Origin of the sequence: Faecalibacterium sp. OM04-11BH (genome assembly GCF_003482185.1) — a bacterium.
GTDB classification, from domain to species: domain Bacteria; phylum Bacillota; class Clostridia; order Oscillospirales; family Ruminococcaceae; genus Faecalibacterium; species Faecalibacterium tardum.
This window is the reverse complement of the sequence record NZ_QULS01000002.1, coordinates 68,439-94,720: the sequence shown is the minus strand read 5'-3', so window position 1 is coordinate 94,720 and position 26,282 is coordinate 68,439. Positions and strand designations below refer to the sequence as shown.

Genomic DNA, 26,282 nt, shown 5'->3' with positions numbered 1-26,282 from the left:
GTTATGATCTATATTGTAGAGGACGATGCTTCCATCCGCGAACTGGAGCAGTACGCCCTGCAATCCAACGGCTACGAGGTGCAGGGCTTTGAGAGTGCAGAGCCCTTCTGGCAGGCCATGCACGCTGCTGAGCCGGAGCTGGTGATCTTGGACGTGATGCTGCCCGGCGAGGATGGCTTTTCCATCCTGAAAAAGCTGCGCAATACTCCTTCCCTGCGCAAGCTGCCCATCATTATGGTCACTGCAAAATCCAGCGAGCTGGACACCGTGCGCGGGCTGGACTGCGGCGCGGACGATTACATTGCAAAGCCCTTTGGCATTATGGAATTTCTCAGCCGGGTGCGTGTAGCGCTGCGGCGCTCTGCCCCGGAGGTAAGGCCGGACGTGCTGGTGTTCCATGAAATTCAGCTGGACAACGCCCGCCACAGCGTTACAGTAAACAGCACCCCTGTGGAGTTGACCTACAAGGAATACTGCCTGCTGCGGCTGCTGCTGGAAAACACCTGTCTGGTGGTGACCCGCGAGACCATTTTGCAGGTGGTGTGGGGCACCGATATCTCGGTGGAGAGCCGTACCGTGGATATGCACATCCGCACCCTGCGAAAAAAGCTGGGCGATGCGGGGCGTTACATCTGCACCGTGCGCAAGGTGGGCTACAAGCTGACCGATGAGGAGGCCGAAGAAGAGTGAAGCTGCGCAGCATGGAAGAAAAGATCAGCTACCGGTTGTTCCTGATGGGCTTTCTGGGGCTTATATTCACCGCAGCGCTGTGCATTTTTGTGTTTCATAAGGCCTTTACGGCGCAGGCATGGTCGGCTTTGGAGCGCGAGACCGACCTTGTGCGCGCCGGGTACGAGCAGACCGGAGACCCCGCGCAGCTGAGTACCTTTGTGACCGATGATCTGCGCGTGACGTTGATCAGTCAGGACGGCATCGTGTTGTTTGAATCTGCCACCGACCAGCCCATGGAGAACCATCTGACCCGCCCGGAGATCCGCGATGCCATTGCAAACGGCGAGGGTCGGGACATCCGCGACTCCCAGACCATGGGCTACGAGACCTATTACTACGCGCTCCGGCTTTCCGGCGGGGATGTGCTGCGTGTGGCGCAGGACGCTGAGACCGTGTGGTCCATCTATGATGCCACCATCCCTGCCATCGTACTGAGCTGTGTGGCGCTGATGCTGGCCGCTGCGGTGCTGGCAGCCCTGCTGACCAAAGCTCTGGTGCAGCCGGTGCTGAACATGACCGAGGATCTGGATCACATTCAGGAAAACGTGCCCTACCGGGAGCTGATCCCCTTTGCGGAAAGCATCCATTCTGACCGCATTCTGCGGGAAAACAACGAGAAGATGCGGCAGGAGTTTACCGCCAATGTCAGCCACGAGCTCAAGACCCCGCTGACCAGCATTTCCGGCTATGCAGAGCTGATCGAGACCGGCATTGCAAAGCCGGAGGATGTGCCGGATTTCGGCCGCAAGATCCACAGCGAGGCCACCCGCATGATCCAGCTGGTCAACGATATTTTGCAGCTTTCCAAGCTGGATACCGTAAGCGAGACCGGAGACGCCCCGGTGATGGAAACGGTAGATCTTTTGGAGGTTGTCAAGGAGTGCGTGGAGCGCCAGAAACTGAACGCCCGGCGCGCGTATATCTCCCTGACTTATCTGGGCGAGAGCGCCCCGGTGCTTGGCAGCCGCGCACTGCTGGATGAGCTGTGCCAGAACCTGTGCGACAACGCCATCCGCTACAACCGCCCGGGCGGCAAGGTGCAGATCATTACCACTTGCAGCCGGGACGGGCACTGCTCCCTGACCGTAACGGATAACGGCATTGGCATCCCGCGGGAAGCGCAGTCCAGCGTGTTCGAGCGCTTTTACCGGGTGGATAAGAGCCGCAGCAAAGCCACCGGCGGCACCGGGCTTGGGCTTGCCATCGTCAAGCACATTGCCCGTATCCACAACGCCCGCATCAAGCTGGAAAGTCAGGTAGACGTTGGCACCACCATCACTGTCACCTTTCCTACCGCCTCTTAATACAGCATGAAATGCACGTCTGTCCGCCATTGCGGGCAGGCGTTTTTTGTTGGGTCAAAGCTTGCGCCGCTGCCGCTCCGCAGCGCTTCCCGGGCTTGCAGGTGCAGCACATCCACGCCCTGCTGCCAGCAGCTTTGCAAAAGTGCGGTGCACTGCGCCGCAAGCTGTTGCCGCTGCGCCTGCGTGGGCAATGGGCTGTGGGCGGCACGTTGGCAGTCCAGCCGCACAAGCACCTGCGCCTTTTGCAAGGTGACTGAAACGGTGCTGCGCCGGATGCCGATGCGCTCCCCTTCCAGCCAGAGCTGCCTGGTGCCGCCCTGCCCGGCAAGCAGACGGTACACCTCGGCCTGCTCCGGGGATAGGGGCGTATTAGCTGCCACAGTATGCAGAACGCCGCCTTCCTGTATCGTCACTTCTTCCGCGCTCCACCGGATAACAGGCAGAAGCCCCGGCTCTGTGTGCTGATACAGACGGGGCGCGGTGGGCGCGGCAGCCTTTAGCTGTGCCATCAGGGCGTCCGGCAGTGTGGCTTGTGTTGTCAGGTGCTCTATCTCTCCTTCTGCGCAAAACAGCCTTGCAGCCGTGCGCCCACAGCCGCGCCGCAGCACCAGCTGCTCGTACTCTGTTAGTAATGGCTCTGCCGCCTTTGGCAGCAACAGGTAGTCACACAGGCGGTAGCTTGCGGTTTGGGGCAGTGCCTGCTCTGCCGCAGCCAGCGCCCGCTCCATCGTTTGCCCCTCTGCCTGCACAAACTGCAATGCGGCAGAGGCTTCGGCGGCATCGGCGGCGGCCTGCGGTGCCTGATAGAGCAGCCCTGCCTGATACCCCTGTTCGGTCTGTGCCAGATACACCGCCCGCACCATGCTTTTCTCGGTGCTTTCGCAGCGCAGGAACAAAAAGCACCACCCCGTCAGCAGCAAATACAGCAGCGGCTTGCAAGATTTCTGTTTTCTCATGGCTGCACCTCTGCCTTCGGCTGCCGCCAGAGCAAGCGGATAGCGGCACACAGCATGGCTGCCCGGTAGACGGCACACAGCAGCCACAGCAGCAAAAGCAGCGCATCCATGCGGGAAAAGCTTCCGCTGCTCCACGCCCGCAGCAACTCCAGCCGAGGGTATGCGCCGCTGCCAAACAGCAAAGCACTGCCCATCAAAGCCGCCGCCTGCACCGCAAAGCCCCATACCGGCAACCAGACCGTGTGGCGAGCAGACCTCGCACTGCACAGAAGGGCTCCTGCAAAATATTCAGCGTAGACCGGTACGCCCCAGTTTGCTGCGGCCGGCTGTGCCGGGGTAAACAGCCGGTACCAGTGCAGCTGCCCTGCAAGCCCCAACAGGCAGACCACGCCGCCCACAGCTACAAACCACCACAACACCCGCGCCGAAGCATTCCAGCTTGCGGGTGGGACGGCCCACCCCGCCCAGAGCAGCAGCGGCAGAAAGCCCAGCAGCGCCATGGAGAAAAACTCTGCCGTACACAGTCCTTGTGCCTGCACGAGGGTGTGCATCAGCTCCATAAAAAGCCCGGCTGTCAGCGCCAGCCGCACCGCCAAGGAGGGTGCTTTATCCCGCAGTGCCGCCGCTGCCAGCGCCGAAAGGATGCACAGGCACACCGTGCTGACTGCGCCCAGCCACAGCGCCCGACGCACCGGGACGCTTTGCGGGATGCCGTCTGCCAGTGCTGCGGTGACCACGCTGAGCGTCAGCGCCGCCGGGGTAAAACGTTCTGTGTGCTGTTTCATGACTGCTTTCTCCCCCTCTCCCGTTTTTGCCAGATATTGAACCCGTGCCGGGACAGCTGTCGGTAGTTGCGGCGCAGAACGCCGTCCTCGGGAAGCGGCTGCTGCGGGAACGGGTGCGGCGCAAGATAGGACACGCCCAGTGCTTCGGTGCTGACGATGCTGAGCAGAAAGCCGAAAAATGCTGCGGCAAGTCCCACCGGCCCGGCAAGCCCTGCCAGCAGCACCGTGCCAATGCGCAGCAGAGTGGCAGGCTCGTACAGGCCTGGGGTGACAAAGACTGCAATGGCAGTAATACTTGCAACAAAGATGACCGGGGTGCTCATGAGCCCGGTGGCAATGGCGGCATCGCCAATGATGAGCGCTGACACCAGACTGACCGAGTGCCCCAGTGACTGCGGCATCCGTAGCCCGGCTTCCCGGATGATCTCTAAGATCAGGATGACCAGCAGCATCTCGGCAAACAGGGGCAGCGGAGTGGCCTTTTCGGCTGCTTCGATCTTATACAGCAGCTGCGGGGGCAATAGCTCCGGCAGATACACCGCCACGCACACAAAGACCCCCGGCAAAAACACCGTAAGGTAGAAGGAAAAATATTTCAGCACCCGCAAAAAAGAGGAGAACGCCGCCGTAGAGGCATAGTCGTCCAGACATTCAAACTGCTCGCTGAACAGCGCGGGCAGCACCAGTGCTGAGGGGCTGCCGTTGACCAAAATTACCAGCTTGCCTTCGCAGAGCTTTGCGGCAGCGACCGCCGGGCGCTCGGTGTAGTGCACCGGGGTGAACAGCCGCGCCTTGCCGGGCAGCAGCCACGGTACAAAATAGCTGGAATCCAGCAGCAGCTCCGGCCGTGCGCTTTGCAAAATGGCGCGCACCCGCTGTACCATGGCGGGGTCGGCACGGTCCTTACAGTAGCAGAGAGCGTACTCGGTATTGCAGCAAGTGTGCGCCTGTGCGGCCTCCTGCATAAGGGTATCGGTACGGACAAGCCGGCGCAGAAGGCTCAGATTCACCCGCAGAAGGTCGGTAAAGCCTTCCCTGCTGCCGCGCAGATTGCCCTCACCGGATGGTTCTTCCACGGAGCGGAACTTGAGCCCCTGTACCGAAAAAACGATGCCGCTGCTGCACCCCTCTAAAAGCAGCACCGCCATGCCCGCCGTCAGCCGCGCTACCAGCTGCGGCATATCCTGCACCGGAGTGCTCTCGGCCGGAAAAGCCGAGCCGTGCAGGATATGCGCATAGGCTTGCGTACCAGTAAGCCGAACAGAAGCAGACTGCCGCCCGGCGGCGTCCAGCAACAGCTCCCAGAGCGAATCCAAGCTTGCCATGCCGTCAAACAATACAATGCACCCTGGGCAGCCGTACAAAACGATCTTCTTCGCATAATAATCTGCCGATTTGCCAAACCTAGCATCAAGCGCGGACAGGTTTTCCGCAAGGCTTTGCGAAAGCTGCTGCACATCCATCACTCCTTTGTGTGTGCAGTATACCCGCTTTGCCGCAACGGAATACGCGCGCACACCGGATCGGGAGGGTTTGTGCATGAAACTGCTGCTTTGCCGCACTATTATTTTGTATCTCTGTGTTTTGTTTGCCATGCGGCTGATGGGCAAGCGTCAGCTGGGAGAATTGCAGCCGGAGGAGCTGGTATCCACCATCCTGATCTCCAATCTGGCATCCATCTCCATTGAATCAGAAGATGTGCCCATCACCGCCAGTCTGATCCCGCTGTTTCTTATTGCGGCGCTGGAGCTGCTGGGTTCAGTAGTGAGCTTCCGCAGCCAGAAATTCTTCAATTTTCTTTCTGGGCGTCCCAAAACGGTGATTCTGGACGGAAAGATTGATCAGAATGCACTGCGGATGCTGCGGCTGACCACTGCTGACCTGATGGAGGCGCTGCGCGGCAAGGATATCTTTGACCCGCGCAGGGTATCCTACGCCGTAATTGAAACAAACGGCACACTGTCGGCGGCGCTGCGCCCGGAGCAGGAAGCAGCGACTCTGTCCGACTTGCAGCTGAAGGTGCAACAGACACAGGCCACCATCCCTTTTGTGCTGGACGGACAGGTGCTGGAGGATAATCTGCGCTGGTGCGGCAAAGACCGTGCGTGGCTGGAACGCACCGCCACGGCAAACACTGTTCTGCCGCAGGAAATCCTACTGCTTATCGGCAACGAGACCGAGGACTATTTTCTGCTAAAAAAGGAAGGCCGCCAGCCGGGAGGAAAACGATGAAGCGGATCTATGCGTGTATCCTAATCGTGGCGGCGCTGCTGGGGGTATCCCTTTACAGCAGCGGACGGGTGCAGGGCTTTGCACAGGATATCTCAGCTGACTTGGACTGTGCCCTTGAGGCTGTACGGCAGAAGGACTTTCCCACCGCGCGGCAGGCACTTGCCGAGGGTGCAGAGCTGTGCGACACCATGCGGGAGACTATGAGCCATCTGCTGCGCACAGCCGACTACACAGAACTGGAAGCCGCGCTGCGGGCGGCAGACGGATACCTTGAGCAGCAGGCCGCAGAGGAGGCGCTGGGCGAACTGCGCCGCGCACAGGTGGAGGTGGAGCGGCTGGAATGGCTTGCCCGGCGGCTGGTTTAAGATGAGCAAAAAGGACACTGCACGAAACGCCGTGCAGTGTCTTTTGGGGGAATAACCGTTTTGAATATCCTCCGCTTACGCTCTGGATATTATCAGCGGAAATACTATATTTATTTTTACGCTTGTCGAGTCCTGCGGGCCGCGACAAGCAATTTTTTCACAACAAAAACAGACCGAGAGACACCCAAAAGCATCTCTCGGTCTTAAATTATAGTTTACTGGTTTTCCTTGCGGTCGCCCACAAGCTTTTTCAGTTCATCAAGGAAGCTTTCCACGTCCGCAAACTGGCGATAGACCGATGCAAAGCGGATATAGGCCACCTCGTCGATTTTTTTCAGTTCCTCCATGGTCAGCTCGCCGATGCGCACACTGGGGATCTCGCGGTCGTAGGAGCTGAACAAAGCCTGCTCAATGCTGCTGACGGCACGTTCCAGCGTTTCGTAGCTGACAGGACGCTTGGCACAGGCGCGCAGCATGGCGTTGAACAGCTTCTGCCGGTCAAAGGGTTCGCGGGAGTTATCCTTTTTGATGACTACCAGCGGCACTGTTTCCACCACCTCGTAGGTGGTAAAACGCATATGACAGTTCAGGCACTCGCGGCGGCGGCGGATGCGCTCGTTATCTTCAGTCGGGCGGGAGTCGATCACCTTGGATTCCTCCGCACCGCAATAAGGGCACTTCATCGTTTGTTCCTCCGCCTCAGTTTTTCTTTTTGCTGCGCTCGCTCCACAGCACCCATGCCGAGGTGGAAACGCACAGAGAGGTGTACACACCGCTGATCATACCCATCATCAGCGGGAACGCAAAGGTAAAGATACTGTCCAAACCGTAGAGCTTTGCCACAATGCACATCACGCCCAATGCCATCACAGTGGTGATGGTGGTGATCAGGGTGCGGCGGGCAGACTGGTTGACCGACTGGTTGACCAGTTCCTCAAAGCTGCCCTTTTTGCCCATCAGGGCGCGGTTCTCGCGGATACGGTCGTACACCACAACGGTATCATTGATGGAGTAGCCGAGGATGGTGAGCATCGCGGCGATAAAGTTGCCGTCCAGTGCGGTGCGCAGCAGCACAAAGGTGCCGAACACCACCATCAGGTCGTTGACCAGCGCCAGCACTGCCATCATACCACCGGTCAGACCGCCGATGTTCTTGAAGCGCAGGGCGATATACAACAGAATGAGCACCAGTGCAAACACCACAGCTACCAAGCTCTTCTGCAGGAACTTGGTGCCCATGGCTGCGCTGACATTGCTCAGGGACAGCTGGGCAAACTGGTTATCCGGGTAGTTCTCGTTCAGGGAATCCAGCAGGTTCTCCACCTGCTCGGTGGTCACGGTCTCGGTGCCGGGCATGGAGATCTTTAAAGTCTGGTCACCGGTGGCCACGTTCTCGCCGGTCTGCAGGGTCAGGCCGGTGTTTTCCAGCGCCGCAGCAGCGGTCTTTTGCACTGCGGACTGGTCAAAGCTTCCTTCGTAGGACAGGGTGATCATGGCACCGCCGGTGAACTCGGTATCCAGATGCACACCGAACACTGCGGCGCACAGCAGGATGACTGCCATCAGGCAGGCAGAGAAGGTCAGGAACTTTTTGCGCAGGGATACGAAATCCACCGGCTTCTTTTCAGTCTTTTCCTGCCCGGGCTTTGCAGCACCGTAGAGCCACGGGTTGCGCAGTGCCTTGATGGCAGCTGCGCCACGGATCATAACACGGGTAGCGAACACACCGAACACAAAGTTCAGCAGCACGCCGGTGAGCAGTGTATAACCGAAGGCGTAGATGGTGCCTGCGGTAGAGGGTCCGAAGGCGAAGAATACAAAGTGCAGTGCCTTGGCAAACAGGCCATCCGAGGGGCCGAAGGCACCCATGAGCACGATGGCCACGATGACGATGGTCACATTGCCATCAATGATAGGGGTCAGGCCGCGGGCAAAGCCGCTCTTCAGTGCGCCGTCCAGAGATTTGCCGTTTTTCAGTTCCTCCTTGATGCGCTCGGCGGTGATGACGTTGGCATCCACACCCATACCGATAGCCAGAATGATACCTGCGATACCGGGCAGGGTCAGGGTGAAGCTTTCAAATACCGGGAAGTAGCCGGACACAAAGGCCAGCGTAGCCGCCACCTGACCGGCCAGCGCGATGCAGGCCAGAAAGCCCGGCAGACGGTACAGCACCGTCATGAACACCACGATGAGGGCAAAAGCGATCAGGCCGGCCAGCACCATAGCGCCAAGGCTGTTTTCGCCCAGACTGGGGCTTACGGTGGAGTAGCTGTCCACGCTCAAAGCAAAGGGCAGTGCACCGGAGTTGATCTGGCGTGCCATCTTGACCACGGCATCCTGCGTAAAGGGATTGGACGCCGAGCTGGTGATGATGGCCTGTCCGTCGGTAATGGCGGTGTTGACGGTGGCGGTGCTCACGTTTTCGTCGTCCAGCCAGATGCTAATGCTGCCCTTATCGGCGGCCAGTTTGGTGGTGGCATCGCCAAAGGCCTTGGCGCCCTCGGTGGTGAACTTGAGGGCAACGTAATACTCAGAGCTGCCGCCGTTGCTCACAGCACCGTACTGTGCCGAAGCGCTTTCGACCATGGAGCCGTCCAAAATCAGCTCGCCGTCCTTGCTGGCTCCCTCGCGGAAGGTCAGGTAGGCGGTGGTGCCGATCTCCTGAATGGCAGCCTCGGGGTCAAAATCCGTCTCGCCGGACTGCCACGGAAACTCCAGGATCAGGCTGTCGGAGTTGTTGTCCACATACAGCTCGTAGTCGGTCACGTTCAACGCGACCAGACGGTTCTCGATGACCAGACGGGCGGCATCCAGCTGCTCGTCCGTTGCATCGTAGCCATCCGAGGGCACAAAGGTGACGTTGACGCCGCCCTTGATATCCACACCAAAGCGGATATCCTTTGCACCCTTGATGTAGGTGGTGGTCACATCGCCGTATTTTGCCGCCACGCCAAAAAAGGCAGTGTAGACAAACACAACGATCAGCAGCGCGGTAACGACCAGCTGCCATGCTTTGCCTTTTGTTTTCATAAGTCGGGAACCTCCAAAAGCGGCGGCTGTGCAGCCGCCGCCGTTTTTGTTGTGAACCGCAAGTTTTGCCGACGGTTCCTCTCCTCACAGAGCAGCCGTCGTGCCGACCTTTCTGTGATAAAACTCCCCTGCCAGCCCTGCAAAGAGCCCCGCAGAGGAGAATATACAAATTATTTTAAGCCTTAGGCCATATCAGCCAGCAGCTTTTCCACAACGGCCAGACGCACGCAGACGCACAGCAGTTCGGAAGCGGTCTCCACCTCGTCCAGACTGGGATAAGTGGGGGCGATGCGCAGGTGAGAGTCCTGCGGGTCCTTGTGGTACGGGTAAGCAGAGCCTGCACCGGTCAGCACCAGACCTGCGTTCTTGCACAGTTCTGCCACGCGCTTAGCGCAGCCGGGCATGACATACAGGCTGATAAAGTAGCCGCCCTTGGGGTTGGTCCAGTGGGCAATATCGCCGCAGGGGGTGAGGTTGGCGGCAAAGGCGGTCTTGACAGCATCGAAGCAGGGCACCAGACGGCGGCGGTGCTTTGCCATGTGTGCCAGAACGCCCTCCTTGTTCTTCAGGAAGCGGACATGGCGCAGCTGGTTCATCTTATCGTAGCTGATGATCATCACAGAAAAGCGCTTGCACATATACTTCATGCTGTTGTCGCTGCATGCAATGGCAGAAACGCCGGCACCCGGGAAGGTGATCTTGCTGGTGGAAGTGAACATAAACACGCGATCCTGCGTGCCATACTTCTTGCTCACGTTCAGCAGAACGGGGGTCTCGATGATCTCCTCGGTCAGGTGGTGGACGATGTAGGCCTCATCCCAGAAGATCTTGAAATCCGGGGCGGCGGTCTTCATCTTGGCAAAGCGCTCGATGGTCTCATCGCTGTAGGTGTAGCCATCGGGGTTGGAGTACTGCGGCACGCACCAGATACCCTTGATGGTATCGTCCTCAGCCACCAGCTTTTCCACAACGTCCATATCGGGGCCGTTGGGGGTCATGGGCACGCTGATGAGCTCAAAGCCGAACTCCTCAGTAATGGCAAAGTGACGGTCATAGCCGGGCACCGGGCAGAGGAACTTGCGCTTCTCCACCTGAGACCAAGGGCAGGGAGACTCCGGGAAACCGAACACATAACCGATGTTGATGAGGTTGTACATCAGCTGCAGGCTGGAGTTGCCGCCCACGAATACCTCGTTGGGCTTTACGCCGAACACATCTGCAAACAGGGCGCGTGCCTCGCTCAGACCCTCCAGCTCGCCGTAGTTGCGGGCATCGGTGCCTGCATCCGTGGTGTAGTCGGTCATCTTCAGCAGGTCCATTGCCAGATCCATCTGGTGGGGGCCGGGCTTGCCGCGTGCCATATTCAGCTTCAGACCCTTTGCCTGAAACTGCTTATAAGCCTGTTCCAGCGCTGCCTTTTCAGCGGTCAGCGCAGCGCGATCCATCTCGTGATAATTTGCCATTGAATACACACTCCTTTATAGTACTCTTCCTGTTACCCGATACTGTGGCTCGTCTTTTGCGGTATGCCCCTGCCAGAGAACACACGCCGCACGATCCACACTTTACTATTATAGTACATTTTCCTGTCAGAAACAAGAATTTGAAAGCAAAAAGCCCTGTCAAAAGCAAAAAGCTTTTGAAACAGGGCCTTGCAAGCGGGTACACTCCCCTGCTGTGCGGCGATGCCGTCAGCTGAGAGTGGCCTGATTTTTATAGCGTTTGCGCACAGCGCCGTATTCCAGATGTGCCTCGCCGCCCTCCACGGTGTCCTCGTCCACAGTCACGCGGATGATGGTGGCATCGCTGGGCACCTCGTACATGATGGGCAGCAGAATGCTTTCCATCACGCTGCGCAGACCACGGGCACCGGTCTTGCGCTCGATGGTCTTGCGGGCAATGGCGTGCAGGGCTTCGTCCGTGAAGGTAAGCTCCACGTTATCCATGCCCAGCAGCTCTTTATACTGCTTGACCAGACTGTTGCGGGGCTCCTTGAGCACGCGCACCAGCGCATCCTCGTCCAGATCATCCAGCACGGTGATGACCGGCAGACGGCCGATCAGCTCCGGGATCAGGCCAAACTTGACCAGATCGTGGGGCTCCACCTTACGCAGCAATGCACGCTCAGCCTCGGTGGAGTTATCCTTCAGCGCGCTGCCGAAGCCCAGCGCGGACTTATCGGTGCGGCGCAGGATATACTTGTCCAGACCATCAAAGGCACCGCCACAAATGAACAGGATGTTGGTGGTGTCAATCTGGATGAACTCCTGCTGCGGGTGCTTGCGGCCGCCCTGCGGCGGCACGTTGCTGACAGTGCCCTCCAAGATCTTCAGCAGTGCCTGCTGTACGCCCTCGCCGCCCACATCGCGGGTGATGGAGGGGTTTTCGCTCTTGCGGGTGATCTTGTCGATCTCATCAATGTAGATGATGCCGATCTGTGCCTTCTGCACATCAAAATCTGCCGCCTGGATCAGCTTGAGCAGAATGTTTTCCACGTCCTCGCCCACATAACCGGCCTCGGTAAGGGTGGTGGCATCCGCAATGGCGAAGGGCACGCCCAGCATCTTGGCCAGCGTCTGGGCCAGCAGGGTCTTGCCCACGCCGGAGGGACCCAGCAGCAGTACGTTGGACTTTTGCAGCTCCACGTCGCCGCCCTTGCCGCTGAGGATGCGCTTATAGTGGTTGTAGACCGAAACGGACAGCACACGCTTTGCCTCGTCCTGACCGATGACATACTGATCCAGACCTTCCTTGATCTCGGCCGGGGTCATGATGTTGATATCCAGATCTGCGGCAGCGGGCTGGACATGGGCGCGGCTTGCGCTGCCGCGAGCCGGACGGGCGCTTTTGGGCTGATCCGGCTTGTCAGAGAGCAGATCGTGGCACAGGCCGATGCACTCGCTGCAGATATTGACCCCGGGGCCGATGATCATGCGCTCCACTTCGTCCTGATGCTTGCCGCAAAAGCTGCAAACAAGATCCTTTTCGTTTTTGCCGGAATTGTTATTTGCCATAGCTGTTTTTCCTTATCCTGGATAGATTATAGCGGTTTACCGGTGGGCAATGACCTCATCGATCAGGCCGTATTCCTTTGCCTGCTGCGCGGTAAGGTAGTTGTCGCGCTCGGTGTCCTGCTGGATCTTTTCCAGCGGCTGGCCGGTGTACTCGCTGAGCATCCGGTTCATCTTATCGCGGATATAGACCATGTGCTCGGCATGGATCTTGATATCCGTGGTCTGACCGGAAAGGCCGCCGCCCTGACCGCCGATCAGCGGCTGGTGGATCATGATCTCGGCGTTAGGCAGCGCAAAGCGCTTGCCCTTGGTGCCGCTTGCCAGCAGAAATGCGCCCATAGAGGCAGCCATGCCCATGCAGATGGTGGAAACATCGCACTTGATATACTGCATGGTGTCGTGGATGGCCATACCGGCGCTGATGGAACCGCCGGGGCTGTTGATATACAGGCTGATGTCCTTATCCGGGTCCTGCCCTTCCAGATACAGCAGCTGCGCCACCACAAGGCTTGCGGTGGTATCGTTGACATCCTCGCTCAGCACGATGATACGATCGTTCAGCAGACGAGAGAAAATATCATAGGAACGCTCTCCGTGCGCCGACTGCTCGACAACGTAAGGAACAAAACTCATAAAGTTCGCCTCCTGAAAATGGTTTAAGTTTATTGGCAAAATTGACCGATACGGGTTCCCTGTAAAGTTCAGCCGTACCGGTCAATTTTAACAACCTTTGATAAAACGCCTGCGGCGCTTTACAGGGCCCGGCACTGATTACTCAGCGTCAGCAGCCTTCTCAGCCTCTGCGGGCTTCTCCACGATGTTAGCGTGGCTCTTGATGAAGTCGATGGCCTTGGTGCGAGCCAGATCCTGCTTCAGATCCTCGAGGTTGATCAGCTCACGAACCTTGTCCTCTTCCATCTTGTACTGATCAGCAATGCGCTTGATCTCGGCATTGATCTCGTCCTCGGAAGCCTCGATGTGCTCAGCAGCGGCAACAGCCTCCAGAGCCAGACCGATCTTTACCTGCTTCTCAGCCTGCGGCATGAAAGCGGCGCGGAACTGCTCCATGGACTGACCCATATACTTCAGGTAGTCCTCCAGACGCAGACCCTGCTGCTCCACACGGAAAGCAAAGTCGTTGACCATCTCGTCCATGCGGACATCGTACATAGCCTGAGGGATCTCGCCCTCCATGCTCTCGATGACCTGATCGACCAGAGCATTCTCGACAGCCAGATCGTCCTGCTTGTCCAGCTGCTCCTGGTTGTTCTTGCGGATGGAAGCCTTGAACTCGTCCAGAGTGTCGTACTCGGAGCAGTCCTTTGCCAGCTCGTCATCCAGAGCGGGCAGCTCCTTGTACTTGACCTCGTGCAGCTTGATCTTAAAGACAGCAGCCTTGCCAGCCAGCTCAGCAGCCTGATACTCGGTGGGGAAGGTGACGTTCACGTCGAACTCCTCGCCGGCGGAGTGGCCAACGACCTGCTCCTCAAAGCCGGGGATGAAGCTGCCGCTGCCCAGAGTCAGGTTGTAGTGCTCAGCCTTGCCGCCCTCGAATGCGACACCGTCCACAAAGCCCTCGAAGTCGATATCAGCGATATCGCCATTCTGAGCAGCGCCCTCACGGGTCAGCTCACGGGCGTTGCGCTCCTGCACACGCTTCAGCTCAGCGTCCACAGCCTCATCGGTAACAGTATGGACAGTCTTTTCCACGGTCAGACCGTTGTAGCTGCCAACCTTGACCTCGGGCTTCACGGCGACCTTAACGGTCAGGGTAGCGCCCTCTGCCTCGCTGGCAGAATCCACGGTGACCTCAGGACGGCCCACGGGCTCCACACCGGCTTCCTTAACGGCAGCCTCAAAAGCCTCCGGGAACAGCTCGTTGATAGCGTCGTAGGTAAAGACGTCTGCGCCGTACATCTTCTCGATCAGAGCCTTGGGAGCCTTGCCCTTGCGGAAGCCCTGCACAGGGTACTTCTTGCCCTCTTTTTTGAAAACATCGGCAACAGCCTTCTTGAAGGCCTCTGCGTCGATGGAGAACTGCAGTTCTGCCATGCTCTTCTCGAGCTTTTCACACTTGATGAGATTCATTTGTTTATCCTCCACTCAAATATTCTATTGCTCAGGGCAGGAAGTTTTTGCCCGGGGCAACCGCGCACCACGTCCTTGCTGTATGCACACGGAATGCGGGGACGCGCGCGCTCAATTGGGTGCAACAATCGCGTCAAAACTTATTATAGCACGCTCTGGACACAATTGCCATACCAAATTTTTAAATTTTGTCGTTTTTGCCCTTTTATACCGCCGTTAATTGATGCGGTAGGGGCAAAAACGCAGGCCGTCGGCACTTACCAGCTTGTACCGGATGCCGTCCACCTCGCCCTGTACGGCAAACCGGATGGCGTTGCCGTGCAGATGCCCGTAGAAGCAGGTCTTGATGCCGTACTCCTTCAGGGTGGCTACGATCTCCGGGGCGCTGGTACCGGTGTAGACCGGCGGGTAATGCAGGAATACCAGCTTTTCCAGCCCTGGCTCCGCTGCCTGCAAGCTCATGCGCAGGCGGCCGATCTCGCGGTTCATCACCTTTTCATCGTGGGGCTCGCCCACATCGAACAGCCAGCCGCGGGTGCCGCAGATAGCGTACCCTTCCACGCTGTAAGAATTGTTATGCAGGATATGCAGGGTATCGAAGCCCTCTGCCTTGAGGTAGGCATTCATCTTGTTGGCGGTGGACCACCAGTAATCGTGGTTGCCCTTCATGATGATCTTCTGCCCGGGCAGCTGCTGCAAAAAGGCAAAGTCTTTGCGGGTATCGGTCAGGCGCATAGCCCAGCTGATATCCCCCGCCAGCACGATGGTGTCCTGCGGGGTGATGAGCTTGCGCCAGTTTTTCTCCAGCCTGTCCACATAATCGTTCCAGCCGGGGAAGATATCCATCGGCTTGGATGCGACCAGAGAAAGATGGGGGTCGCCAAGCACAAAAAGTGCCATAGTCTGTTTACTCCTGTTCTGTCTGTCCGCAGAAGCTTATGCCTGATAGCCCAGCGCCACCTCGGCGATCTGTGCCGGGGCAATGACGGTATCAAAGCGCTCCGGCTTGCTGCGCAGAGCGGCAAGGCTTGCCGGTGCGGCGTGGCCGGTGGCAACCTCCAGCTGCTGCATGGCTTCAAAATCGTTTTCCGGGGCAGTTTTGCCCAGTGCGCTCAGCACGCTGCGGGGGAACTTGAAGGGCGATGCGGTGGAAAGCACCACCATGGGCACGCCCTGCCGCTTTTTCTGTGCAGCCACATGGAAGGCCACGGCGGTGTGGGTATCGCACAGGTAGCCGTCCTTTTCGTAGCGGGAACGGATCTCCTCTGCCACCTCGTTCTCGCTGCTCCAGCCGCAGGAGAAGGTCTGCTGAATGGCAGCCAGCGTCTCGGGACGGACGGTGTAACTGCCGGTGGCAGCCAGCTGCTGCATAAAGCCCGCCACCTCGGCATCGCTGCCGGTCACATGGTACAGCAGGCGCTCCAGATTGGAGGACACCAGAATGTCCATGCTGGGCGAGGTGGTCTTGAAGAACTCCCGCTTTGCGGTGTAAGTACCGGTGGTGAGGAAATCGGTCAGCACATTGTTCTCGTTGGAGGCGCAGACCAGCTTGCCCACGGGCAGACCCATCTGCTTTGCGTAATAACCGGCGAGGATATCGCCAAAGTTGCCGGTGGGCACACAGAAGTCCACCTCGTCACCGAAGGTGATCTTACCGGCCTTGAGCAGCTGGGCGTAGGCGGCAAAATAGTAGACGATCTGCGGCACAAGACGGCCCCAGTTGATGGAGTTGGCACTGGAAAGACGGATGTTCCGCTTTTCCAGCTCGGCAGCGATGGCCTTATCGCCGAACACCTTCTTTACGCCGGTCTGGGCATCATCAAAGTTGCCGCGCACGGCGTACACAGCAACGTTAGCGCCCTCCTGCGTTGCCATCTGCAAACGCTGGATCTCGCTGGTGCCGCCGGTGGGGTAGAACACAGCGATCTCCACACCGGGGATATCATGGTAGCCGTCCAGCGCAGCCTTGCCGGTATCGCCGCTGGTAGCCACAAGGATCAGAGTTTTTTCAGTGCGGCCCAGATTCTTTTTGGCCTCCACCAGCAGCTTGGGCATCAGCTGCAGGGCGTAATCTTTAAAGGCACAGGTCGGGCCGTGCCACAGCTCGAGGGCATAGGTGTCCCCTTCCACCGGGGCAAGATAGCCTGCCTTGCCGCCAAAAGCAGCCCCGTAGGTGCTGCGGGTGGCCTCGGTCAGGAAGGCGGGGTCGTAATCGGTCAGGTACTCCCGCACAACGGCTGCTGCCAGCGCGGGGTAATCCAGCCCGCACAGGGCTTTTACATCCACCTGCGGAAAACTTTCCGGCACAAACAGACCGCCCTCATCGGACAGCCCCTGTGCAATTGCCTGAGAAGAAGTTACTTTGCGGTTCTGATCTCTGGTACTGAAAAACTGCATGGTCATCGCTCCTTTTCGCCACGGAACGTGCCGGGCACGTTCCCGGTTGTACGGCAAAACCCTCGCTTTGCCGCATACTTCCCACCGGTGCCACGGTTTCTGCCTAAGGTTCGCAGAGAAAGGCACCCTTTATAATATGTACCATCCAGCGCCCGCTGTCAAGAGGAACTACCTCTGCAACGTCAAAACGCACCGGTTCTTCGCTTTGGCCGGTCTGCTGCAAATACCCTTGTGCAGCGCAGATCAGCCGGTGCTGCTTGGCCGGGTCTACGGCGGCAGCGGGTCGCTGCAGCATTCCTTGGCTGCGGGTCTTTACCTCGCAGATGACGATGGTGCCGTCCGGCTCCCGCAGCACAAGATCCAGCTCTCCCATGCGGGTATGATAGTTATGCGCCAGCAGCTGCGCACCCTGCTTCTGATACCAGCGGGCAGCGGCAGCTTCTCCCCTGCGGCCGGTCTCGGCGCGGTTCATTTGCCGCTCTCCGGCCAGTAGCCCTGCTTTTTAAGGAAGCTGCGGCGGTAGAACGGCTGGATGCCGTACTGCGCGATCAGCTCGTAATGCAGCTTTGTGGGGTAACCCTTGTGCTTTGCCAGCTGATACTGCGGGTACTGCTTGTCCAGCTCCAGCATATAGCGGTCACGGCTGACCTTGGCCAGCACTGAGGCCGCACCGATGCTGGCGCTGGTGGCATCGCCCTTGACCACCGGCTGTGCCGGGATCTGCAAGCCTGCGGGGGTGCGGTTGCCGTCCACCAGCACCAGATTGGGCACGATGTCCAGCTCTTCCACCGCCTGCTGCATCCCGCCCATGGTGGCGTTCAGGATGTTTTCCCGGTCGATGACCTCCGGCCCCACAAAGACGATGCGGTAGGCCAGCGCCTTTTCGCAGATCTCGTCAAACAGTGCTTCGCGCTTTTTCTCGGTCAGCTTTTTGGAATCGTTGATGCCGTACACCGGGTTTTCCGGATCCAGAATACAGGCCGCTACGCACACAGGGCCGCAAAGCGGGCCGCGCCCGGCCTCGTCCACACCGGCAAAGCAGCCGTACTGTCTGCGCACCTCGGCATCAAAGGCGTACAGCGGAGCCGAGATCTCCTCATCCGAGCGGCGCTTCATTCCTCGTTCTCCTCGGCAAAGTCGGCCAGATCGTCCCGCTGCGGCGGGCGCTCCAGCGAGATGCGACCCCACTTGCAGGCGCGGAACTCGTCCACCAGCATGATGGCGCAGCGCTCGGTGTTCACCTCGCCGCCGCGCACCAGCAGCCCGCGCTTGCGACCGATGGCCTCCAGCAGCTCATAGGGCGGCAGCGACAGCGTTTCGGCATCCAGCTTGTAGCGCTGTGCCACAAGGTCGGGATAGTTGCGGCGCACCTCGTCCAGCAGGTTCATGGCCAGCTCTTCCACATCCAGAATGTCGTCCTTGATGGAGCCGATGAAGGCCAGATTAGAGGCGATGGTCTTGGAATCAAACTTTTTCCACAGCACGCCGGGCATATCCAGCAGGTCGAACTTTTCGGTGCTGACCCACTGCTTGCCCTTGGTCACGCCGGGGCGGTCTGCCGCCTTGGCGCGGGCAGAGCCTGCAAAGGTGTTGATAAAGGTGGATTTGCCCACGTTGGGGATGCCGCACAGCATTACCTGCGTTTTGGCACCGCCCATGCCGCGGTTCTGGCGGCGCTCCAGCAAGCCGGAAAGCTCCTTTTCAATAGCCACCTTTACGGCGTTTGCGCCGCCCTTCTGCTTGGCGCTAATGGCCACGCAGCCGGCCTCTGCGGCGTGGAAGTAGCGGATCCACTCCTCGGTCACAGCCGGGTCGGCAAGGTCGGCCTTGTTCAGCGCATAGAGCTTGGGCTTGCGGTCGGTGATGCGCTCGATCTCCGGGTTCAGGCTGGAAAGCGGGATGCGCGCATCCAGCAGCACAAGGCTGGCATCAACGTGCTGGATCTCCTGCTCCATCATGCGCAAAGTCTTGGTCATGTGGCCCGGGAACCACTGAATATTGTATTGGTTTGTAAACCGGGTATCCATTTCGTTCATTTTACCACCCCAAAATCTGTAAAGGGCATAAAGCACAGCAGCACTTTGCCCAGAATATCACGCTCGTCAATGCAGCCGACATAAGAGGAGCGGCTGTCCAGCGATTCGTTGCGGTTGTCCCCCATCACAAACAGAGTGCCCTCAGGCACCGTGAACGGAAACTGCACATCGTAGCCCAGATAGGTGGGAGCTGCAATGTAGTCCTCCTGCAAAAGTTCACCGTTCACCGTGACCGTACCGGCATCGTAATCAATGCTGATGGTGTCGCCGCCTTTGGCGATGATCCGCTTGACCAGCGGCTTACCGTAGACGGTGTAGCTATCCACGATGACCACATCGCCCCGCTGCGGGGTGTAGCCTGCCGCCCAGACGATAAGCTTATCGCCGTGGGTCAGGGTGGGCACCATAGAGCGCCCGTCCACCTGAATGATGCGGAAGAAAAACGAAAAGATCAGAACCAGCACCAGCGCTGCGGAGATGAGCGCTTCGTACCATTCCAGTATGCCCTGCCCGCGCACTGCGGGGGCAGACTGCTGCTGTTTTTCCATAGCCTTGCCACCAGCCTTTCCTGATTTTACACATACGCCCGGGCTTTGAAAAAGAAAAAAGGGACAACAAGTTGTCCCTTTTCTCCCGGTTTCAAATCGGGGATGATCAAATATCGCTCTTGACCTTGGCAGCCTTGCCCGTACGGCCACGCAGATAGAACAGCTTTGCGCGGCGAACCTTGCCCTTGCGGACAACAGTGACCTTCTCAACGAAGGGGCTGTTGACGGGGAAGACACGCTCGATGCCGACACCGTAAGCCACGCGGCGAACGGTGAAGGTCTCTGCAACGCCGCCGTGCTTCTTAGCGATGACAGTGCCCTCAAAGGCCTGAATGCGCTCACGGTCGCCGTCCTTGATACGAACATCAACGCGGACGGTATCGCCAACGTTGAACTGAGGCTTTTCAGCCTTGATGCTGCCTTCAGAAATAATCTTCAGTGCGTCCATTTTTGAATCCTCCATTTGTTTTTAGACGTTCATGCACGGCATAGCCGTCAGAGGACCGCCCGTTTAATGATAAATACTTGTCATTAACCCCGCTGTGGTCTCAGCGGACACTAACGCCTTAATAGGATAGCACAAAACCGGCTTGAATGCAAGCAATTTAGCGAAAAATCTTGCAAAAATTTTCTGTTTTGCCCGGTAGACGGACTTTTGCGCAGCTTTAGACAAACAGCTGCCGGTCTGCCGTTAAAAATTTGGTGCGTAGGATGTTAGCGCTTGCGGCAGGCAGGCCGAACTTTTCTTCCAGAAAACCGGTAAGCAGCGAGGGGTTCAGGTTCAGTTCCTGCGCAGCGGGCAGGCAAAGGTCCAGCTGCACGGTGTCCCCCAGTGCGGTATAGCGCAGCTGCGGGATATGTTCTTTAAGATCCACGATCTTTTTGCCGCGCTTGCTGTGCTTTTCCACGGGGGCTGTCTCCAGCGCGTTATACTGCTCCAGCACCGCAGCGGCAGCCGCCGGGTAGCTGATGCAGTAGCATGCAAAGGCGATGCTGTCCGCCTTCATCTCCACCGGAGCCACACGGGTAACGTGGATACCGGCGGGCATGATAGCGTTGAGCGCAGTCTGCCACTGGGAAAAATCCGGGGCCTCGGCCTCGGTCTTGACGTCCACGCACTCGCACTCGCTCTCCTGTCCCAGCGAGAGCGGGCAGGCAAAGGTCATGTAGATATGAGGGTTAAAGCCAAGCGTATGCCACACCGGCAGACCGCTGCGCTTGAGCACCCGCTGCATCACCCGCTGCAGATCCAGCAGGGAGATATAGGAGGCTTCATTTTTCTTTTCAAACGAGATTCTGACTGTAATCAAAGCAGGGACCTCCTAACAGATGGTTGGCGCCGCAGGCGTTGCAGGCACGGTTGCAGGGCGGGGTGGTCTGGGCGGCCAGAGCCTTGTTGTACTCCCGCACCAGATACTCGTGGGTGATGCCGTAGTCCATGTGAGACCACGGGGTCACCTCGTCCAGTGCGATGGGGCGCTGGCAGTAGAAGGCGGGGTCGATGCCCAGATCCGCAAAGGTCTGCATCCATGTATCGTACTTGAAGCACTCTTCCCAGCCGTCGAAGTAGCAGCCGCGCTTGTATGCCTCTACGATGACCGGGGCAAGGCGGCGGTCGCCCTTGGCGAACACGCCCTCCAAAAAGCTGGTGGTACTGTCGTGGTAGTTCACCTTGATCTTGCGGCTGTGCACGCTTTCCAGCAGATGCTTCTGCTTGGCCTGCAGGGTCTCGGCGGTATCCATGGGCACGAACTGGAAGGGGGTGTGGGGCTTGGGCACAAAGCAGGCGCAGCTGATGGTCACCTGCACGCCGCGTCCCTTGGAGTGGTTCGTATTCTTGTAGTAGAGGTCTACCACCTTCTGAGCGGTCTCGGCAATGCCCTCGATATCCTCCATGGTCTCGGTGGGCAGACCCATCATGAAGTAGAGCTTGACCGAGGTATAGCCTGCGTTAAAGGCGATGGTACAGGTCTTTTCGATCTCGTCCCAAGTGACGTTTTTGTTGATGACATTGCGCAGGCGCTGGGTACCGGCCTCGGCAGCAAAGGTCAGGCCGCTCTTGCGCACCTTGGTGGTTTTTTCAATGAGGCTCTGGGAGAAGTTGTCCACACGCAGGGAGGGCAGCGACAGGCTGACGTGCTCCTTGGGTGCCCACTCGTTCAGATCGTCCAGCAGTTCTTCCAACTGACCGTGGTCAGAGGTGGAAAGGCTGGAAAGGCTCAGTTCCTCGTAGCCGGTGTTGGCGCACAGATCCTGTGCCGCCTTGTTCAGCAAACTGGCATCGCGCTGGCGCATGGGGCGGTACAAGAAGCCCGCCTGACAGAACCGGCAGCCGCGCACGCAGCCGCGCAGCACCTCGATGCTGGCGCGATCCTGAATAGCACCCACCATAGGCACCACAAAGTTGGTGGGCGGGGCGAACTGGTTCAGATCCTTGATGATGGCCTTTGTGATGCGCGCGGGGATGCCCGGCTCGTTGGGGGTGATGGCCTTGACCGTGCCATCCTCGTGGTAGGTGACATCGTAGAAGGCCGGAATGTACACGCCCGGGATCTTTGCAATGTTGAACAGCAGCTGCTTTTTGGAGATGCCCTCTTTTTTGGCCTTTTCGATCTCGGCGCAGATGGCGGGCAGTTGGTTTTCGCCCTCGCCCAGCTGGATAACATCAAAGAAATCCGCAATAGGCTCCGCGTTGCAGGCACAGGGACCGCCCGCTACGATCAGCGGCCAGCGGTCATCGCGGTCTTTGGAGTAGAACGGGATACCTGCCAAGTCCAGCATGGCAAGGATATTGGTATAGGAAAGCTCGTACTGCAAGGTAAAGCCCACAGCATCAAAGGCCGTGAGAGGGTCCTTGCTCTCCATGGTGTACAACGGCAGCTGCAGGCGCTCCATCTCTGCCTTCATATCCAGCCAGGGCATAAAGGCGCGCTCACACCACCAGTTTTCGTGGCTGTTGAGCAGCTCGTACAGGATCTTTTCGCCCAGAAAGGACATTCCCACCTCGTAGGTATCCGGGAAGCAGAAGGCAAAGCGCACATCCACCTTGTCCTTTTCTTTATAGATACTGCCGGGCTCGCCGCCGGTATAGCGACCGGGCTTCTGCACCCGTCCCAGCGCTTCTTTCAGTTTGGGATCAAACATCGGGTCCTCCATAAACAATCCGTTTTTTGCGTTCTTTTTATTTTACCCCAAATGTGCCGGTTTTGCAATCGTTTCCGGCGGTTTGTGCATACTTTCCGTGTTTTTGCTGCCACAGCGCCCCTGCACACGCCGTCATCTGTGCACCATCCAGCGGCGGGATTGGCAAAAGGTTGAACAGCCCCGTCAGCAGATTCGCCGCCCAGAACGCGCTGCCGCGGATGGTGGTGGTCTGTGAAAGGCGCAGCGCCCACACCCCGGCAAGCAAAAAATTGACCGCAGGCCCGGCGGCGGCAAGCACGAGCCGCTGGCGCGGGGAAAGCCTCTCCCCTGCCGTGCGCATACAAAAGCCGGTCATGGTCACCTCGATGACCGGCAGATGCCTTTGCTGGATGCAGTAGACGAGGATGTGCCCCAGTTCGTGCAGAACAGCCGCCAGTAGCCCCAGACGCAGAAAGCCGCTGGCATCAAAATACAGCAACAGGTATACCACACCGCACAGTAGCACAGGGTCCCGGAATATAAGCTTCCCGGCCCGTACCCGGCTCATGGGGCATTCTCCAGCAGGGCGGCGGGGTCGCAGGCAGCGCCCTGCTGCCACAGCTCCAGATGCAGGTGCGCACCGGTGGCGCGCCCTGTCTGCCCTACCGTACCCAGCGTCTGCCCGGCCTGTACCACCTCTCCTGAGCGGACATAGAGGTATTGCAGGTGCGCATAGTGGGTCTCGCAGCCATCCGGGTGCAGGATACGCAGATGGTTGCCGTAGCTTGGGCTGTATGCCGCCGCAGTCACCACACCATCCTGCACTGCCCGCACCGCTGTACCCGCCGCACAGGCAAGGTCGAGCCCCTGATGAAACGCAGGCTTGCCGGTAAAGGGGTCTGTTCGCTTGCCATAGACATCCGAGACGCGCCACACCGCAGTATCCAGCGGAAAACAGTACTTTTTCGTATTCCGCGCGGCCTGCACCGGTAGTGCAGCCAGCAGGCAGAGTGCCAGCCCTGCCTGCACCAGCGCCACAACGCCCCACCGCCGTCTGCGTATTTTTGCTGCCTGTCCACTTCGTTTTGCTCGCATACGCTATCCCCCCTATCCTGAAAAGTGTATGCACAAGCGGCAGGCGGGAGAACATAAACAAAAAAGCAGAGCCGCCGCACAAATTTCTGCGCAGCAGCTCTGGTTTTTGTTTATATGATTTTACAGATCAGCGCCGGAAAAAGCTCCCAATGCGTTCCAGCAGGCTCTTTTTCTTAGGTGCGGTGACAACAGGCTTTACAACCGGGCGGGGTGCAGCCGGAGCTTTGGGGGCGGGCTGCGCAGCGCGGGGCTTATTGTTCAGCATCTGCTCCAGCGCCTCGTAGTGATCGGGCTGTTGTGCCGCCGGGGCGGCCTTCTCGGCCTTTTCCGGCGCAGGCTGGAACACATGGGGCAGCTCCTGTTTGAGCTGTTCCACAGTGACTTCCTGACAGACTGCCGCCGGTTTTTCTGCTTCAGGCGCAGGGGTGGTGCACTTCCACGGCTCGGTGCGCTGCCAGTCGTTGCGCAGCAGCTCGTACATGCCCATCTGACTGTTGACCAACGGTTCACCCTCGGCGGGCTTTACCTTCTGGTAGTTACCGTTGGCATCCATGACCCGGGCATTGACGTTATCCCGCAGCTGCAACTGAAGGATATCGGTGAGCTTTTGCACCAGAACAGGATCCTCTACCCGCACGCCGACCTCCACGCGGCACTCGGTATTGCGGGTGAGGAAGTCACCGGAGGCAATATAAATGCGGGTATGGGTGCCATCGAAGAAGCTGTAAATACGGCCATGCTCAAGATACCGTCCCACCAGACTGCGGATGTGCAGGTTCTCGGTTTTGCCGGGCACCTCTGCGCGCACGCAGCAGATGCCGCGCACGATCATATCAATGCGCACCCCGGCGCAGCTGGCTTCCTGCAATTTGAGGATGATGTCCCGGTCGCTGATGGAGTTGTTTTTCAGGATCATGGAAGCCGGACGACCCATGCGGGCGGCAGCGATGACGTGATCCATCTCGTCCAGCAGCACGCTCTTGAAGCGCAGCGGGGCAACCAGCATCTTGTCGCTTTCCTCGGTGAGCTGCTGCACAGCCAGATTGCGGAACACTTTGGAGGCTTCCTCGCCGATGCGCTCGTCTGCGGTGATGAAGGAATAATCGGTATACAGTTCGCTGGTTTTTTCGTTGTAGTTGCCGGTACCGATCTGGGTGATATAGGAGTAGCCCTCTGCGCCCTTGCGGGTGATGAGGGTCAGCTTGGAGTGCACCTTATAATCCTCGAAGCCGTAGATGACGGTGCAGCCGGCGCTTTCCAGCTGCTTGGACCAGTCGATGTTGTTCTGCTCGTCAAAGCGGGCGCGCAGCTCTACCAGCGCCACCACTTCCTTGCCGTTTTCGGCTGCTTCCATCAGCGCCTGCACGATCTGGGACTCCCGCGCCATGCGGTAAAGGGTCATCTTGATGGAGATGACGTCCGGGTCCTGTGCGGCCTTTTTGAGCATGGCGATAAAGGGGCGGATGGACTGGTACGGGTAGCTGAGCAGCACGTCATGCTTCTGTACCTCAGTGGCCAGATCATAATCCGGCGGCGGCAGCATGGGGCGTGCGGGGGTATAGAACAGCGCCGGGTGCCCCTCGGTCTCCATGCGGCCGGAAAGCTTGAAGAAGAAACTCAGGTCCAGCGGGCTCTTTTGCAGAAATACCCGCTTGCGGGTCAGCTCCAGACGGCTGCACAGCAGCCGCTCCACCTCCGGTGCCGGGGCGGGGGTGATCTGCAAACGGACAGCGGCCAGCTTGCGGCGGCGCCGGAGCAGCTCGGTCATGATCTCACGATAATCAATATCGTGATCCATCATGCCCTCTTTTACGTCGATATCCGCGTTGCGGGTGACCCGGAACAGACATTTTTCCTGTATGGAATCCTTGCCGAAGATGCTGGACGCATAGTGCAGCACCAGCTCCTCGGTGAGTGCAAACTGCACAGCGCCGTCCTTTTTGATAAAGTGCATCCGCTCCATCTGGCTGGAGATAGGCACGATGCCAAGACTTTGCTCCTGCGTATGCTTTTCCTTGAGAAGCACACCAAGATAGATCTCCTTATTGCGCAAAAACGGAAACGGATGGCGGTTATCTACGATCTGCGGGCTGAGGATGGGGAACAGCTCCGACTGGAAGTATTTTTTCCAGAGATGCTCTTCCTCCTTGGTCAGGTGGTCGAAATCCACCTTATGGTAGCCGTTCTCCGCCAGATTTTCCAGCGCCTTTGCGTAGAATTTATCGCATTCCTCTTGCAGCTGCGCCGTTTTGGGCATAATGGCGGCCAGCTGCTCGGCGGCGGTCATGTTGGTCTTGTTTTCCCGCTTTTCCTTTTTGGTCTTGCTCTGCTCAAGGTTTGCGCGCTCCTGCAAGGAGCCCACGCGCACCATGAAAAACTCGTCCAGATTGGAGCCGTAAATTGCCAGAAACTTGATCCGTTCGCCAAGCGGGACGTTCTTGTCCTTGCCCAGCGCCAGAACGCGGCGATTGAAATCCAGCCAGCTCAGTTCGCGGTTGATAAAGATCGATTCGTCACTCATAACAATATATCTCCGTATTTCCTCTTTGACCAAGGCAGCAAGCAGGCTACACC

General features: G+C 58.5%; 25 protein-coding genes. 4 read left to right on the top strand and 21 right to left on the bottom strand.

What is annotated here, in order from left to right; all coding sequences use genetic code 11:
* The first annotated feature begins 3 nt into the window (after positions 1-3).
* Positions 4-690, top strand: coding sequence for a response regulator transcription factor (locus DXB44_RS02200; protein ID WP_118657582.1), 687 nt, complete (start codon positions 4-6; stop codon positions 688-690).
* Entirely contained in the window at positions 687-2,036 is a 1,350-nt protein-coding gene (locus DXB44_RS02195) for an ATP-binding protein (protein WP_118657581.1), read from the top strand. Before DXB44_RS02200 ends, DXB44_RS02195 begins: the two co-directional genes overlap by 4 nt.
* Here DXB44_RS02195 and DXB44_RS02190 read toward each other — a convergent pair.
* From DXB44_RS02190 to DXB44_RS02180, 3 genes are read right to left on the bottom strand one after another with little or no spacing between them, the layout of a single operon-like run.
* Positions 2,033-2,992: a hypothetical protein gene (locus tag DXB44_RS02190; protein WP_118657580.1), complete on the bottom strand. Its 960-nt coding sequence runs from the start codon at positions 2,990-2,992 to the stop codon at positions 2,033-2,035. The two genes, DXB44_RS02195 and DXB44_RS02190, sit on opposite strands and share 4 nt — an antisense overlap.
* Entirely contained in the window at positions 2,989-3,777 is a 789-nt protein-coding gene (locus DXB44_RS02185) for a hypothetical protein (protein ID WP_118657579.1), read from the bottom strand. Before DXB44_RS02185 ends, DXB44_RS02190 begins: the two co-directional genes overlap by 4 nt.
* Positions 3,774-5,240: a spore germination protein gene (locus tag DXB44_RS02180; RefSeq protein WP_243111007.1), complete on the bottom strand. Its 1,467-nt coding sequence runs from the start codon at positions 5,238-5,240 to the stop codon at positions 3,774-3,776. The genes DXB44_RS02185 and DXB44_RS02180 overlap by 4 nt, the downstream gene beginning before the upstream one ends.
* A gap of 76 nt (positions 5,241-5,316) precedes the next feature.
* On the opposite strand from DXB44_RS02180, the gene DXB44_RS02175 reads away from it, so the two are divergent.
* Both DXB44_RS02175 and DXB44_RS02170 read left to right on the top strand, forming a co-directional pair.
* Positions 5,317-6,009 (top strand): DUF421 domain-containing protein, encoded by a 693-nt coding sequence (locus tag DXB44_RS02175; RefSeq protein ID WP_112090016.1) that lies wholly within the window; start codon positions 5,317-5,319, stop codon positions 6,007-6,009.
* Positions 6,006-6,374, top strand: a complete 369-nt coding sequence (locus DXB44_RS02170; protein ID WP_097780378.1) for a DUF4363 family protein — start codon at positions 6,006-6,008, stop codon at positions 6,372-6,374. Before DXB44_RS02175 ends, DXB44_RS02170 begins: the two co-directional genes overlap by 4 nt.
* A 215-nt stretch (positions 6,375-6,589) precedes the next feature.
* On the opposite strand, the gene nrdR is transcribed toward DXB44_RS02170, so the two are convergent.
* From nrdR to ppk1, 18 genes are all read right to left on the bottom strand, one after another.
* A complete protein-coding gene (nrdR, locus tag DXB44_RS02165) occupies positions 6,590-7,057 on the bottom strand; it encodes a transcriptional regulator NrdR (RefSeq protein WP_005925688.1) in 468 nt (155 codons plus the stop codon).
* 16 nt (positions 7,058-7,073) lie between these two features.
* Positions 7,074-9,407, bottom strand: a complete 2,334-nt coding sequence (gene secF, locus DXB44_RS02160; RefSeq protein WP_118657577.1) for a protein translocase subunit SecF — start codon at positions 9,405-9,407, stop codon at positions 7,074-7,076.
* A 182-nt stretch (positions 9,408-9,589) separates the two neighbouring features.
* Positions 9,590-10,870, bottom strand: a complete 1,281-nt coding sequence (locus DXB44_RS02155) for an aminotransferase (protein ID WP_118657576.1) — start codon at positions 10,868-10,870, stop codon at positions 9,590-9,592.
* 228 nt (positions 10,871-11,098) lie between these two features.
* Positions 11,099-12,421, bottom strand: a complete 1,323-nt coding sequence (gene clpX / locus DXB44_RS02150; protein ID WP_118657575.1) for an ATP-dependent Clp protease ATP-binding subunit ClpX — start codon at positions 12,419-12,421, stop codon at positions 11,099-11,101.
* Between the two features lie 36 nt (positions 12,422-12,457).
* Complete coding sequence (clpP, locus tag DXB44_RS02145; protein WP_015538544.1) at positions 12,458-13,054, bottom strand: ATP-dependent Clp endopeptidase proteolytic subunit ClpP; 597 nt, start codon at positions 13,052-13,054, stop codon at positions 12,458-12,460.
* A gap of 138 nt (positions 13,055-13,192) precedes the next feature.
* Entirely contained in the window at positions 13,193-14,509 is a 1,317-nt protein-coding gene (gene tig, locus DXB44_RS02140; RefSeq protein WP_118657574.1) for a trigger factor, read from the bottom strand.
* A gap of 216 nt (positions 14,510-14,725) precedes the next feature.
* The gene (locus DXB44_RS02135; RefSeq protein ID WP_118657573.1) at positions 14,726-15,409 is read right to left on the bottom strand and encodes a metallophosphoesterase; all 684 of its coding nucleotides are present in this window, start codon (positions 15,407-15,409) and stop codon (positions 14,726-14,728) included.
* A gap of 36 nt (positions 15,410-15,445) precedes the next feature.
* Positions 15,446-16,912 carry a threonine synthase gene (gene thrC, locus DXB44_RS02130; RefSeq protein WP_118657572.1) on the bottom strand — a complete coding sequence of 489 codons (1,467 nt, stop codon included), beginning with the start codon at positions 16,910-16,912 and terminating at the stop codon, positions 15,446-15,448.
* A gap of 97 nt (positions 16,913-17,009) precedes the next feature.
* The gene (locus DXB44_RS02125; protein ID WP_117929290.1) at positions 17,010-17,378 is read right to left on the bottom strand and encodes a YraN family protein; all 369 of its coding nucleotides are present in this window, start codon (positions 17,376-17,378) and stop codon (positions 17,010-17,012) included.
* Entirely contained in the window at positions 17,375-18,022 is a 648-nt protein-coding gene (locus tag DXB44_RS02120) for a ribonuclease HII (RefSeq protein ID WP_118657571.1), read from the bottom strand. Before DXB44_RS02120 ends, DXB44_RS02125 begins: the two co-directional genes overlap by 4 nt.
* Positions 18,019-18,942: a ribosome biogenesis GTPase YlqF gene (ylqF, locus tag DXB44_RS02115; RefSeq protein WP_118657570.1), complete on the bottom strand. Its 924-nt coding sequence runs from the start codon at positions 18,940-18,942 to the stop codon at positions 18,019-18,021. Before ylqF ends, DXB44_RS02120 begins: the two co-directional genes overlap by 4 nt.
* The gene (gene lepB / locus DXB44_RS02110; protein WP_055184269.1) at positions 18,939-19,490 is read right to left on the bottom strand and encodes a signal peptidase I; all 552 of its coding nucleotides are present in this window, start codon (positions 19,488-19,490) and stop codon (positions 18,939-18,941) included. Before lepB ends, ylqF begins: the two co-directional genes overlap by 4 nt.
* A 106-nt stretch (positions 19,491-19,596) precedes the next feature.
* On the bottom strand, positions 19,597-19,938 hold the full coding sequence (gene rplS / locus DXB44_RS02105; protein ID WP_015538550.1) for a 50S ribosomal protein L19: 342 nt from the start codon (positions 19,936-19,938) through the stop codon (positions 19,597-19,599).
* Positions 19,939-20,155: 217 nt separating this feature from the next.
* Entirely contained in the window at positions 20,156-20,800 is a 645-nt protein-coding gene (locus tag DXB44_RS02100) for a TIGR03936 family radical SAM-associated protein (protein ID WP_118657569.1), read from the bottom strand.
* A complete protein-coding gene (locus DXB44_RS02095; RefSeq protein ID WP_118657568.1) occupies positions 20,775-22,634 on the bottom strand; it encodes a TIGR03960 family B12-binding radical SAM protein in 1,860 nt (619 codons plus the stop codon). The genes DXB44_RS02100 and DXB44_RS02095 overlap by 26 nt, the downstream gene beginning before the upstream one ends.
* Positions 22,635-22,671: 37 nt before the next feature.
* Positions 22,672-23,181 carry a peptidase gene (locus DXB44_RS02090; RefSeq protein ID WP_118657567.1) on the bottom strand — a complete coding sequence of 170 codons (510 nt, stop codon included), beginning with the start codon at positions 23,179-23,181 and terminating at the stop codon, positions 22,672-22,674.
* Positions 23,178-23,708, bottom strand: a complete 531-nt coding sequence (locus DXB44_RS02085; protein ID WP_118657566.1) for a M23 family metallopeptidase — start codon at positions 23,706-23,708, stop codon at positions 23,178-23,180. The genes DXB44_RS02090 and DXB44_RS02085 overlap by 4 nt, the downstream gene beginning before the upstream one ends.
* A 127-nt stretch (positions 23,709-23,835) precedes the next feature.
* Positions 23,836-26,229 carry a polyphosphate kinase 1 gene (gene ppk1 / locus DXB44_RS02080; RefSeq protein WP_118657565.1) on the bottom strand — a complete coding sequence of 798 codons (2,394 nt, stop codon included), beginning with the start codon at positions 26,227-26,229 and terminating at the stop codon, positions 23,836-23,838.
* Between the last annotated feature and the right edge of the window lie 53 nt (positions 26,230-26,282).